General features: G+C 53.7%; 13 protein-coding genes and 1 tRNA gene. 7 read left to right on the top strand and 7 right to left on the bottom strand.

Going from position 1 to position 12,406, the window contains the following annotated elements:
• Positions 1-151 precede the first annotated feature (151 nt).
• The 4 genes from Q5705_08985 to syd all read right to left on the bottom strand — a co-directional run bounded on the left by Q5705_08985 (position 152) and on the right by syd (position 2,907).
• Positions 152-601, bottom strand: coding sequence for a flavodoxin (locus Q5705_08985; GenBank protein WLI78656.1), 450 nt, complete (start codon positions 599-601; stop codon positions 152-154).
• 2 nt (positions 602-603) lie between these two features.
• Entirely contained in the window at positions 604-1,401 is a 798-nt protein-coding gene (truC, locus tag Q5705_08980) for a tRNA pseudouridine(65) synthase TruC (GenBank protein WLI78655.1), read from the bottom strand.
• Positions 1,401-1,730, bottom strand: a complete 330-nt coding sequence (locus tag Q5705_08975) for a YqcC family protein (protein WLI78654.1) — start codon at positions 1,728-1,730, stop codon at positions 1,401-1,403. The genes truC and Q5705_08975 overlap by 1 nt, the downstream gene beginning before the upstream one ends.
• A gap of 631 nt (positions 1,731-2,361) precedes the next feature.
• The gene (gene syd / locus Q5705_08970; protein ID WLI78653.1) at positions 2,362-2,907 is read right to left on the bottom strand and encodes a SecY-interacting protein; all 546 of its coding nucleotides are present in this window, start codon (positions 2,905-2,907) and stop codon (positions 2,362-2,364) included.
• Positions 2,908-2,975: 68 nt separating this feature from the next.
• On the opposite strand from syd, the gene queF reads away from it, so the two are divergent.
• The 5 genes from queF (at position 2,976) to xni (ending at position 9,306) form a co-directional block, all read left to right on the top strand.
• On the top strand, positions 2,976-3,821 hold the full coding sequence (gene queF, locus Q5705_08965; protein ID WLI78652.1) for an NADPH-dependent 7-cyano-7-deazaguanine reductase QueF: 846 nt from the start codon (positions 2,976-2,978) through the stop codon (positions 3,819-3,821).
• Between the two features lie 90 nt (positions 3,822-3,911).
• Entirely contained in the window at positions 3,912-5,276 is a 1,365-nt protein-coding gene (gene ppnN, locus Q5705_08960) for a nucleotide 5'-monophosphate nucleosidase PpnN (GenBank protein WLI78651.1), read from the top strand.
• Between the two features lie 450 nt (positions 5,277-5,726).
• Complete coding sequence (locus Q5705_08955) at positions 5,727-7,016, top strand: HAAAP family serine/threonine permease (protein ID WLI78650.1); 1,290 nt, start codon at positions 5,727-5,729, stop codon at positions 7,014-7,016.
• Positions 7,017-7,073: 57 nt separating this feature from the next.
• Positions 7,074-8,441, top strand: coding sequence for an L-serine ammonia-lyase (locus Q5705_08950; GenBank protein WLI78649.1), 1,368 nt, complete (start codon positions 7,074-7,076; stop codon positions 8,439-8,441).
• 112 nt (positions 8,442-8,553) lie between these two features.
• Positions 8,554-9,306 (top strand): flap endonuclease Xni, encoded by a 753-nt coding sequence (xni, locus tag Q5705_08945; GenBank protein ID WLI78648.1) that lies wholly within the window; start codon positions 8,554-8,556, stop codon positions 9,304-9,306.
• Between the two features lie 102 nt (positions 9,307-9,408).
• Here xni and Q5705_08940 read toward each other — a convergent pair.
• Positions 9,409-9,485: transfer RNA gene (locus Q5705_08940), tRNA-Asp, on the bottom strand.
• A gap of 134 nt (positions 9,486-9,619) precedes the next feature.
• Complete coding sequence (gene dnaQ, locus Q5705_08935; GenBank protein ID WLI78647.1) at positions 9,620-10,351, bottom strand: DNA polymerase III subunit epsilon; 732 nt, start codon at positions 10,349-10,351, stop codon at positions 9,620-9,622.
• Here dnaQ and rnhA point away from each other — a divergent pair.
• Complete coding sequence (gene rnhA / locus Q5705_08930) at positions 10,305-10,877, top strand: ribonuclease HI (protein WLI78646.1); 573 nt, start codon at positions 10,305-10,307, stop codon at positions 10,875-10,877. The genes dnaQ and rnhA overlap by 47 nt on opposite strands.
• Here the strand turns inward: rnhA and Q5705_08925 are convergent.
• Complete coding sequence (locus Q5705_08925) at positions 10,874-11,581, bottom strand: class I SAM-dependent methyltransferase (protein WLI78645.1); 708 nt, start codon at positions 11,579-11,581, stop codon at positions 10,874-10,876. The genes rnhA and Q5705_08925 overlap by 4 nt on opposite strands.
• A gap of 33 nt (positions 11,582-11,614) precedes the next feature.
• Between Q5705_08925 and gloB the strand changes: the two genes are divergently transcribed.
• The gene (gene gloB, locus Q5705_08920) at positions 11,615-12,370 is read left to right on the top strand and encodes a hydroxyacylglutathione hydrolase (GenBank protein WLI78644.1); all 756 of its coding nucleotides are present in this window, start codon (positions 11,615-11,617) and stop codon (positions 12,368-12,370) included.
• The last annotated feature ends 36 nt before the right edge of the window (positions 12,371-12,406 follow it).

The raw sequence follows: 12,406 nt of genomic DNA, 5'->3' as shown, positions 1-12,406 counted from the left end.
AGCCCAGGCGGATGGGGAGTACTTCACGGAAATTGAAACAGGCGGTAAACAACGGGGAGAAAAGGCAGGCGAGCGTGAAGAGTGTGAATTGCGTCGCTTGACGGCCGGTAAAAAGCCGGTTTTCCCTCCCGGCGTGCGGGAGGGTGAACATTTATTTCAGCAGGGTTGCCCAGTGCTCCACCCACGGGTTGGAGACACTTTCCGGCTCGGGATCGACGCTTGCGTCAATCAGCAGAACCTCGCCGATGCGTTGCGCGCCCTGCTCTTGCAACAGGGCATCGAACTGTTTACCGCCGCCGCAGAAATGGGTATATGTGCTATCGCCCAAGGCAATCACACCATAACGCAGCTCAGGCTGGTAACCGACGCTGTCACGCAGATAGTGAAACAGTGGCGCGATGCTCTCGGGCAAATCGCCCTGCCCGGTGGTGGAGGTGACCACCAGCGCGTAATTGCCTTTGTTATTGTCCCAGTCTGCGGCTTCAGGATCTTCAAACACCGTCGCGCTATGGCCCTGCGCGGCTAAAATTTCCTGCGCTTCTTCTGCCACCAGCAGCGAATTGCCGTACAGGGTGCCGACAAAAATTCCAACTTTCGCCATGCTTACTCCTCCTTGCGTGATTCCAGATTATCCTCATCCTGACTGCTGTAGGCGGCAAACTCAACCCTTTCATTCTCAGGGAGAATCCCATTCCAGCCGAACTGCGAGAGCGCGCGCATCCAGACCTCATCCAGCCCGGCGCGCAGGGTTAATGCTTCGCCGGTGAACGGGTGCGTCAGCGTCAACTGGCTGGCGTGCAGCATCAATCGGGTGCAGCCAAAATGCTCTGCCGCGCTGCGGTTTTGCCGCAAATCACCGTGTTTGCTGTCGCCAATAATCGGGTGGCGAAGATGAGCAAGATGGCGGCGAAGCTGGTGTTTGCGCCCGGTTTTTGGCTCCAGCTCAACGAGGCCATAACGGGTGGTGGGAAATTTTCCGGTGGCGACGGGCATTTCCGTGGTCGCCAGGCCCCGGTAATGAGTGACTGCCGGTTGCGGGCCTTTATCTTCGCGGGCGAATTTATCGGCAATCTTATCCAGTTCTTCGACCAGCGGATAATCGAGCAGTGCGTCGTCCATCAACCAGCCGCGCACAATCGCGTGGTAGCGTTTCTGGATTTGATGCTGTTCGAACTGCTGAGATAAACGGCGACCGGCTTCGCTGGATAAGCCCATCAGCAACACGCCGGAGGTGGGCCTGTCGAGGCGATGGGCGGTAAAAACATGCTGACCTATCTGGTCACGCACGGTTTGCATCACCACCACTTTTTCATCGCGATCGAGCCAACTGCGGTGCACCAGCCAGCCAGAAGGTTTATTGACCGCCACCAGCCACTCGTCCTGGTAGATTATCTCCAGCATCAGTCGTTTTCGCCGACAAACAGGGCGTCAAGCTGCTGTAAATGTACCAGCATCACCTCACGGTGCGGGTTGGTCGCCTCAAGGGCCATTTCATAATAGGGAGCAATCGCGAAGGCGTGCGGCAGCGCCTGTTTGCTGTCGAGCAAGGCGTGCATACGCGGAATTAACACCCATTGCAGCCATTCGAACGGCTCAAGGGTATCCATACAAAAAGGCTGTGTGCTTTCAAATGCACCCAGTGCTGGCGTCGTGGTTTGCCATAAATCGTGCTCGCGAAGTTGGGCTTCGATCAGGTGAAGTTGCTGGCGCACGCGTTGATGTTGAGTCATAGAACCCCCCGTTTAAAACAGACTGGCGCGCAGCATAGCAAAGAGCGGAACAAATAAAAAAAGGGAGCACTGTAAAAACAGTGCTCCCGGTTCGTTTCATAGCCATCCCGCTACTCTTGTGCTCCCTGCTCATCCATGAAAACTTTTCCTGCGGTCTCCTGACCTGTTCATCCTTAAACAGCGCGTCATGCTCACACCACCCCGATGTGACCTGGCCTCGTCCTTAAAGCGTGTCCTGGATCCTCCTGATCTACCGAACATCCTGACCGGCTCTCATTCTCCGTCCTGGAGGTGTCCTTTACCGCATTCCCGCGATGTCCTTTCACTTCGTCCTGAAGTCTGTCCTTGAAGCACCGTCCCGGTGTGTCCAGAAACAACATCATCCTAATGTACGTTTCTTAGTCAGACTCCGTGTCGACAAGAGATAGAATTACCCATTCACTGACGTCTTACAAGGAGACCTAACGCAAATGCATTGTTAAAAGACGCCATAAAACGAAGGGCTTATAAAATTAACTATTTGATTTATAAATATTAAAACCAAAATAATGAAAAAGGGAGGGATGTAACGTAGTGCCGATCTCCTACAGGCTCTGTAAGAGATCTCTCACAAGGGGAGTAGTATAGTGGATTACACAACGGGTTCGATTTGGTGCAGGAATTCCGCCAGGCTCGGGGCTAAAACAGTTCGTTTGCGTGTGCCTAACGTCTCCTGAAGCACTTCCCCACTCAGGTTGCAGAGCGAAATCACATCCAGCTCGCTGTCGAGGGTGGCAATAAAAAGCGTAGGCGGCAACTTCAGTCGTTTCTGCGTCACCAGGTGACCAATCAGGTTCTCCTGTACCCGCTGAAAATCCTCTTCACTCCATGTTTGCAGCAGCGTTAGCGCTAAATTACCGAATCGCGCAGTCATATCACCGGCAAACTGGGTGGTATAGAACGTGTGAAGCGGCGGTTGTATCACAATTCCCATTGCCTGTTCAATGGGGTTTACATTCTGCTGCGCGGTGAACGGCTGCGGCTGCCAGATGACGTATTCATCAGTGGATGAAATAATGCACGGCGAAGGAACACCGTACAGATCCTCGCTTTTCGGCCAGGTGCCGCGCCCGGTATGCCACGCATCGCAATAACGTTCCGTAAAGGCTTTCAGCGCCTGGGCCGTCTCATTTTCCACCGATTTCTCTCTTCACATAAGCCAGGATAAACTTGCGCCATAGTTTACCTGCAAAATGGCGATGAAACATGTCTTCTTATGATAACCACCAGGCGCTCTCTGGCCTGACACTCGGCAAAACCACCGATTACCGCGACACCTACGACGCCAGCTTGTTGCAGGGCGTTCCCCGCTCGCTCAACCGCGATCCGCTCGGGCTTAAGGCGGACAATCTGCCGTTCAACGGCGCAGATATCTGGACACTGTATGAACTCTCCTGGCTGAATGCTAAAGGGTTGCCGCAAGTAGCGGTCGGCCAGGTTGAACTCGATCACGCCAGCCAGAACCTGGTGGAATCAAAAAGTTTTAAGCTCTATCTCAACAGTTTTAACCAGACGCGTTTCGCCAGCTGGGATGAGGTGCGCGACACCTTGCAGCGTGACCTCAGCGCCTGCGCGCAAGGCGAAGTGAGCGTTACGCTCTATCGCATTGATGAACTGGAAGGCCAGCCGATTGCCCATTTCCATGGCACCTGCATCGATGATCAGGACATTGAGGTGGATAATTATGAATTTGACGCCACCCTGCTGACCGATGCCGCCCGCGGAAACGTGGTTGAGGAAACGCTGGTTAGCCATTTGCTGAAATCGAACTGTTTGATAACCCACCAGCCAGACTGGGGTTCGGTACAAATTCAGTATCGCGGCGCGCAAATTGACCGCGAGAAGCTGCTGCGCTATCTGGTTTCCTTCCGCCACCATAATGAGTTTCACGAACAGTGCGTCGAGCGCATTTTTACGGATATTCAACGCTTCTGCCAGCCGGAAACACTGAGCGTTTACGCGCGCTATACGCGCCGTGGCGGCCTGGATATCAACCCGTGGCGCACCAATACGGATTTTGTCCCATCCACCGGGCGGCTGGTTCGCCAGTAAAACATTCACCGGGCAGGTTGTTAAACGTCATAAGCGGAGGCTATTGTAATCAGCAGGGAAGATAAAATTTTCGTCCCGTAAGGAGTTCACTTGATTACACATATTAGCCCGCTTGGCTCGATGGATATGTTGTCGCAGCTGGAAGTCGATATGCTTAAACGCACGGCCAGCAGCGACCTGTATCAACTGTTTCGTAACTGTTCGCTCGCTGTATTGAACTCAGGGAGTCAAACCGATAGCAGCAAAGAGCTGCTCTCCCGTAACGAAAGTTTTGATATCAACGTGTTACGCCGTGAACGCGGCGTAAAGCTGGAGTTGATTAACCCGCCGGAAGAGGCCTTTGTTGACGGGCGTATTATTCGCTCGTTGCAGGCCAACTTGTTTGCCGTTCTGCGCGACATTCTGTTCGTTAGCGGGCAGATCCATAACGCCGGGCGTTTTCAGCATCTCGACCTGGAAAGCTCCACGCACATTACCAACCTGGTCTTTTCCATTCTGCGTAACGCCCGCGCGCTGCATGTTGGCGAAGCGCCGAGCATGGTGGTCTGCTGGGGCGGTCATTCTATCAATGAAACTGAATACCTTTACGCCCGCCGTGTCGGCACCCAGCTTGGCCTGCGTGAACTGAACATCTGCACCGGCTGCGGGCCGGGAGCAATGGAAGCGCCAATGAAAGGCGCAGCGGTGGGCCACGCGCAGCAGCGTTATAAAGAGGGGCGTTTTATCGGCATGACCGAGCCGTCGATCATTGCGGCTGAGCCCCCCAATCCGCTGGTCAATGAACTGATCATCATGCCGGATATCGAAAAACGCCTGGAGGCGTTTGTGCGTATCGCCCACGGCATTATCATCTTCCCGGGCGGCGTAGGCACGGCGGAAGAGCTGCTCTATTTGCTGGGGATTTTGATGAATCCGGCGAATAAAAATCAGGTGTTGCCGCTGATCCTGACCGGGCCGAAAGAGAGTGCGGACTATTTCCGCGTGCTGGATGAATTTATTGTTAACACGCTGGGCGAAGCCGCGCGCCGTCACTACACCATCGTGATTAATGATGCCCCAGAAGTGGCCCGCCTGATGAAAAAAGCGATGCCGCAGGTGAAAGAGAATCGCCGCGAAACCGGGGATGCTTACAGCTTCAACTGGTCGATTCGTATTGCGCCGGATCTGCAAGTGCCGTTCGAGCCTACCCACGAAAATATGGCGAACCTGAAACTTTACCCGGATCAACCGCTGGAAGTGCTGGCAGCGGATCTGCGCCGGGCGTTCTCCGGTATTGTGGCGGGTAACGTGAAAGAGCATGGCATTCGCGCCATTGAAGCCTTCGGCCCTTATAAAATTCATGGCGATAGCAATATGATGCGCCGGATGGACGATCTGTTGCAGGGCTTTGTCGCCCAGCACCGTATGAAACTGCCTGGCTCTGCCTATATTCCCTGTTACGAAATCTGCGCTTAACCCCACCAGGGCGGCCTATAAGTCGCCCTTATACTTCACGCGGTTCTGCCGCTCATCTGCACGACACACACCGGTTATTGATCCACTTCAGTTGGCTTAAACATCGATTAATCACTGCGATTTCGACAGTTGACAGGTGTTTTATCGTCTTTCATTTGTGTTGATTTGATCGCAAATATGGCGAGTGATAGCCTTCGCGCCCATAAATCTCATTCAGATATCAATAAGCAGAGAGATGATCTAAATATCTCCACATAAAAAGTGGATTATTGCATTTGAGATCCCGATCACTGATAGAGTCATAACATACATGTATCTTTCCGCCGCAAATAATTACGGGAAGAAATTATAAAAAAACCGTAATTGGCCGGATTTAATATTACCGCTGGCGTCAACGGCAATTGATTTGCCCAAAATGGCAGCATTTTGCTTTCCCCAGGAGATTTATCAATGGAAACGACTCAAACCAGTACGCTGGTTACAACCGAAACACGGAGTTCATGGCGTAAAACCGACACCATGTGGATGTTGGGCCTGTACGGTACTGCGATTGGCGCTGGCGTGCTGTTCCTGCCAATTAACGCCGGTGTTGGCGGCTTGATCCCGCTGATTATTATGGCGATCCTTGCTTTCCCGATGACCTATTTTGCCCACCGCGGCCTGACCCGTTTTGTTCTCTCCGGTAAAAATCCGGGCGAAGACATCACTGAAGTGGTAGAAGAACATTTCGGTATCGGCGCGGGTAAATTGATTACCCTGCTCTACTTCTTCGCTATCTACCCGATTCTGCTGGTCTACAGCGTGGCAATCACCAACACCGTTGACAGCTTTATGACCCATCAGTTGGGCATGACACCGCCGCCGCGCGCCATTCTGTCGCTGATTCTGATTGTCGGCATGATGACCATCGTGCGTTTTGGCGAGCAGATGATCGTTAAAGCGATGAGCATTCTGGTGTTTCCTTTCGTGATCGCGCTGATGCTGCTGGCGGTTTATCTGATCCCGCAGTGGAACGGTGCCGTGCTGGAAACACTTTCTCTGGATAGCGCATCTGCAACGGGCAACGGCCTGTGGATGACCCTGTGGCTGGCGATCCCGGTAATGGTTTTCTCCTTTAACCACTCGCCAATCATCTCCTCTTTTGCCGTGGCAAAACGCGAAGAGTACGGCGAAGAAGCAGAACGTAAATGCTCCCGCATTCTGGCTTTCGCACACATCATGATGGTGTTGACGGTAATGTTCTTCGTCTTCAGTTGCGTGCTGAGCCTTGCGCCTGCCGATCTGGCTTCGGCGAAAGAGCAGAACATCTCGATTCTCTCTTACCTGGCAAACCACTTTAACGCGCCGATCATCGCCTGGATGGCGCCGATCATTGCAATGATCGCTATCACCAAATCTTTCCTCGGCCACTACCTGGGCGCGCGTGAAGGTTTCAACGGAATGGTTATCAAGTCCCTGCGCGGCAAAGGTAAAACCATCGAAATCAACAAGCTGAACCGCATTACCGCGCTGTTTATGCTGCTGACCACCTGGGCGGTTGCCACCTGGAACCCGAGCATCCTCGGCATGATCGAAACCCTGGGCGGCCCGATTATCGCGATGATCCTGTTCCTGATGCCGATGTATGCCATCGCAAAAGTTCCGGCGATGCGTAAATACAGCGGCCGCATTAGCAACATCTTCATTGTTATCATGGGCTTTATCGCTATCTCCGCGATTTTCTATTCCCTGTTCAGCTAATCTCTGCGCGCCGTCCACTCCGGGCGGCGCGACCCTCCTTGCAATGGATAGTGCGTTATGATCAGCGTATTCGATATTTTTAAAATCGGTATCGGCCCGTCCAGCTCGCATACTGTTGGCCCAATGAAAGCCGGTAAACAATTCACCGACGATCTGATTGCCCGCAACATATTGCGCGACGTCACCCGCGTGGTGGTGGACGTTTACGGCTCTCTTTCTCTGACCGGCAAAGGCCACCATACGGATATCGCCATTATTATGGGGCTGGCCGGAAACTTGCCGGACAGCGTCGATATCGATGCTATTCCGGGGTTCATTCAGGACGTTAATACCCACGGCCGCCTGTTGCTGGCGAATGGCGAGCATGAAGTTGAGTTTCCGGTGGACAAGTGCATGAATTTTCATGCCGATAACCTCTCACTACATGAAAACGGGATGCGGATTACGGCGCTGGCGGGTGGAAATGTGCTCTACAGCCAGACCTATTACTCCATCGGCGGCGGCTTTATTGTTGATGAAGACCACTTCGGCCAGACCAGCAGTGCACCAGTGGACGTCCCTTATCCCTACAAAAATGCCGCCGATTTGCAGCGCCACTGCCAGGAAACTGGCCTGTCGCTCTCCGGCCTGATGATGAAAAACGAACTGGCGTTGCACAGTAAAGAAGAACTGGAGCAGCACCTGGCGCGCGTCTGGGACGTGATGCACAGCGGCATTGAGCGCGGGATCACCACCGAAGGCGTTCTGCCGGGCAGACTGCGCGTTCCACGTCGCGCCGCCGCGCTGCGCCGCATGCTGGTCAGCAGCGATAAAACCACCACCGATCCGATGGCAGTTGTTGACTGGATCAATATGTTTGCGCTGGCGGTCAACGAAGAGAACGCTGCCGGTGGCCGCGTGGTGACCGCACCGACCAACGGTGCCTGCGGGATCGTGCCTGCGGTGCTGGCTTACTACGACAAGTTTATTCGCCAGGTGAATGCCAATTCGCTGGCGCGCTATATGCTGGTCGCCAGTGCCATTGGTTCGTTGTACAAAATGAACGCCTCGATTTCCGGCGCGGAAGTGGGCTGCCAGGGCGAAGTGGGCGTTGCCTGCTCGATGGCAGCGGCCGGGCTGGCGGAACTGCTCGGCGGTAGCCCGGCGCAGATCTGCATCGCTGCGGAAATTGGCATGGAGCACAATCTCGGTCTGACCTGCGATCCGGTGGCTGGCCAGGTACAGGTACCGTGTATCGAACGTAACGCGATTGCGTCGGTAAAAGCGGTCAACGCTGCGCGTATGGCGCTGCGCCGCACCAGTGAGCCGCGCGTTTGTCTCGATAAAGTCATTGAGACGATGTACGAAACCGGGAAAGACATGAACGCGAAATACCGCGAAACCTCGCGCGGTGGCCTGGCAATGAAGATTGTTACCTGCGATTAACCCTGCCTTCAGATGCCTCGTTTTGCGAGGCATCTTCCCGAACGGTTACCGTTTCGTAGCCTCATAAAGCGGGCGATGTTACCCTTAGCGCACGATTTCAAGGAGGGTATCTGTGGCTCATCTGCTTATTGTCGACGCACTCAATCTGATCCGTCGCATCCATGCGGTGCAAGGTTCACCCTGCGCGGAAACCTGCCTGCACGCGCTGGAGCAGTTGATTGTGCATAGCCAGCCAACCCATGCAGTGGCGGTGTTCGACGATGAAGCCCGCAGCCAGGGCTGGCGTCATCAACTACTGCCGGATTACAAAGCAGGCCGCCCGCCCATGCCAGAGACGCTGCACCATGAAATGCCCGCACTGCGCGCAGCATTTGAGCAGCGCGGCATCCGCTGTTGGGCAACGCCTGGTAATGAAGCGGACGATCTCGCCGCCACATTGGCGGTGAAAATGGCGCAGGCCGGGCAGCAAGCGACCATTGTCTCGACGGACAAAGGCTACTGCCAGCTACTCTCTCCCACTATCCGCATTCGCGACTATTTTCAGAAACGCTGGCTGGATGCACCCTTTATCGCCCAGGCGTACGGCGTGACGCCGCAACAACTGCCGGATTACTGGGGACTGGCGGGCATCAGCAGTTCAAAAGTGCCGGGCGTTGCCGGGATCGGCCCCAAAAGCGCCACCCAGTTACTGAATACCTTTCCCACGCTGGAAGCGCTGTACGAAAACCTGCATGAAGTGCCGGAAAAATGGCGGAGCAAACTGGAAACGCACCGGGAGATGGCGTTTATTTGCCGGGATGTGGCGCGTCTGCAAACGGAGCTGCATCTGGACGGTAACTTGCAGCAATTAAGATGGGTACGCTAAGGCATTTTCTGTCGTCGCGTTGAATGCGGCGACAAGAATAAAACTATGTATCGCGAAAACGACGAAGGCCTGAATCATTGCTGATTCAGGCCTTCTGAATAGTGGCGGAACGGACGGGACTCGAACCCGCGACCCCCTGCGTGACAGGCAGGTATTCTAACCGACTGAACTACCGCTCCGCGTTGTGTTCCTGTTAGGGAACGAGGCGCATATTACGGATTGCGCCTGGTGGCGTCAACGCTTTTTCCACTGTTTTGAATCGTTTGCTGCAAAAATCGCCCATCTGTTGATTTTTCAACGATAACCAGACGATTTAGCCGCGCCACAGGCAGCTTCCACCTTTCTTCTGCACCAGATCGAGGCGCGATTCATGGGCCATCAACTCTTCATCGCTTGCCAAAACAACGCGCAGCTTGCTTGCCTGACGAACAACGCGCTGGATCCCCGCTTCGCCTGACTGCGACTGGCTTTCACCTTCCATCGAAAACTTCATCGATGTCTGGCCGCCGGTCATCATCAAATAAACGTCGGCAAGAATTTGGGAGTCGAGTAACGCGCCGTGCAGCGTACGTTTGCTGTTGTCGATTTCGTAACGCGAGCAAAGCGCATCGAGGCTGTTGCGCTTGCCGGGGAACATCTTACGCGCCAGCGCCAGGCTATCGGTGACCTTACAGAAGGTTTCCGTTTTCGGAATGCCGCGATTCAGCTTGCTGAATTCATAATCCATAAAGCCGATATCAAACGAGGCGTTATGGATTACCAGCTCCGCGCCGCGAATGTATTCAATAAACTCATCGGCGATATCACCGAAGGTCGGTTTATCCAGCAGAAACTCGTCGGCGATACCGTGAACGCCAAACGCTTCCGGGTCCACCAGCCGGTCCGGCTTCAGGTAAATGTGGTAGTTATTGCCGGTAAGACGGCGGTTTATTACCTCGACCGCACCGATTTCAATAATCTTGTGCCCTTCGTAGTGAGCGCCGATTTGGTTCATACCGGTGGTTTCGGTATCGAGGACGATCTGTCGTGTAATTGCAGTGCTCATAGCGGCCATTTATGTCAGACTTGTCGTTTTCAACTCAGGAAGTCTACCAGAGATGCTTAAACAGGTAGAAATTTTCACCGACGGATCGTGCCTTGGCAATCCGGGTCCGGGTGGATATGGCGCGATTTTACGCTATCGCCAGCATGAAAGAACCTTTAGCGAAGGCTATCGCCTGACCACCAACAACCGTATGGAACTGATGGCGGCTATTGTGGCGCTCGAAGGTTTAAAAGAGCATTGCGAAGTGGTGCTCAGCACCGACAGCCAGTATGTGCGCCAGGGGATCACCCAGTGGATCCATAACTGGAAAAAGCGCGGCTGGAAAACCGCAGATAAAAAACCGGTTAAAAATGTCGATCTGTGGAAGCGGCTGGATGCGGCGCTCAGCCATCACGAGATCCGCTGGGAGTGGGTCAAAGGCCACGCCGGGCATCCCGAAAACGAGCGCTGCGATGAGCTGGCGCGCGCGGCGGCGATGAATCCCACGCAGGAGGATGTTGGCTACCAGCCGGAAACCCTGGCTTAAGATTGTCGTGTTGCGCCCACGGTCTGGCGAACCGGGGTTTTACTGCGGCTTTGCTTCATCGGGTTAAGGGTCAGAGGGATTGTGCGTTTGCGTGCGACAATCAGTTGCATGCACCCCAGCGCCGGTAAATGTGTGCTGAGCAGCTTCCCACCCTGCTTCGTCCAGGGCAGCACGCGAAAACGGCTATAATGTAAGACCTCGAAATTGAGCAAAGAGAGCCAGTCGAACTGGCGCATCAGGGTGAACATGCGGCTTTTAACGGCGGGCGAGCGACGGGCAAACGGCACCGCTTTGCAGATCCCCAGCAGGCTTATCGGGTTGAAACCGCTCATCACCAGCCAGCCGTCGTCAATCAATACGCGATCCACTTCCTGTAACAGACGGTGGGGATCGGGACACCAGGGAAGCGTGTGCGCCAGCAGACAGGCATCAACGGATTTCTCGGCAAAGGGTAAATGCAGTGGATCGGCTTTGACCTGCGCCGGAACACCTGCCAGAGAGACATTCACCTGGTGGGAAATCGCGCAGCTTTCGACATTGATTTCCGCGCTGAGATTGCCGATTTTAAGCAAATGAAACCCATACATTTTTGCCAACCACGGCTTGAGCTCTGCCTCCAGCGCCTCGCGATAATACGCGCCTTTGGGTAACGCATCCCAGCTTGCAGGTGCTACGAGTGTTCGGGGAGTCCTTGCCGGTTTCATTACAACCTTCCGCTACGCTTTGAGAGGTAATTTATGAATCTTAACAGTATTCCCGCATTTCAGGACAACTACATCTGGGTGCTGAGCAACGATGACGGGCGCTGCCTGATTGTTGATCCGGGTGAAGCCGCGCCGATCCTGCGCGCCATAGAGGAAAATAATTGGCGGCCTGAAACGATCTTCTTGACTCATCATCATAATGACCACGTTGGCGGCGTAAAAGAACTGCGCCAGCGTTTCCCGGATGTTGCGGTATATGGCCCGGCAGAGACACAAGATAAAGGTACAACTCATGTTGTCGCCGAAGGCGATACGGTCACTGTTTTAGAACATGAATTTTCAGTTTTCGCCACGCCAGGTCACACTTTAGGACATATCTGTTTCTTCAGTTTTCCTTACCTTTTTTGCGGCGATACACTCTTTTCCGGTGGCTGTGGCAGATTGTTTGAAGGGACTGCAAGCCAGATGTATCACTCTTTTTGCAAAATAAATGCCCTACCCGACGACACGATTATCTGTTGCGCACATGAATACACTTTAGGAAATATGAAGTTTGCCATTAGCCTCTTGCCTGATGATGCTGTCCTTAACGAATACTATAAGGAAGTGAGTGAGTTACGTGCGAAAAATCAAAAGACACTGCCCGTTATTCTGAAAAATGAACGGAAAATTAATTTATTTTTACGCACGGAAGATGCTGATTTAATTAATGTAATTAACCAAGAAACAAAATTGCAACACCCTGAAGAGCGTTTCGCATGGTTAAGGGCAAAGAAAGATAACTTCTGACATTGCGGGTTGCCTTTTGCAAACATCGCCGTTATC

The sequence above is a fragment of the Kosakonia sp. H02 genome (assembly GCA_030704225.1).
In the GTDB taxonomy this organism is placed as follows: Bacteria; Pseudomonadota; Gammaproteobacteria; order Enterobacterales; family Enterobacteriaceae; genus Kosakonia.
This window is presented reverse-complemented; position numbering and strand designations above follow the sequence as displayed.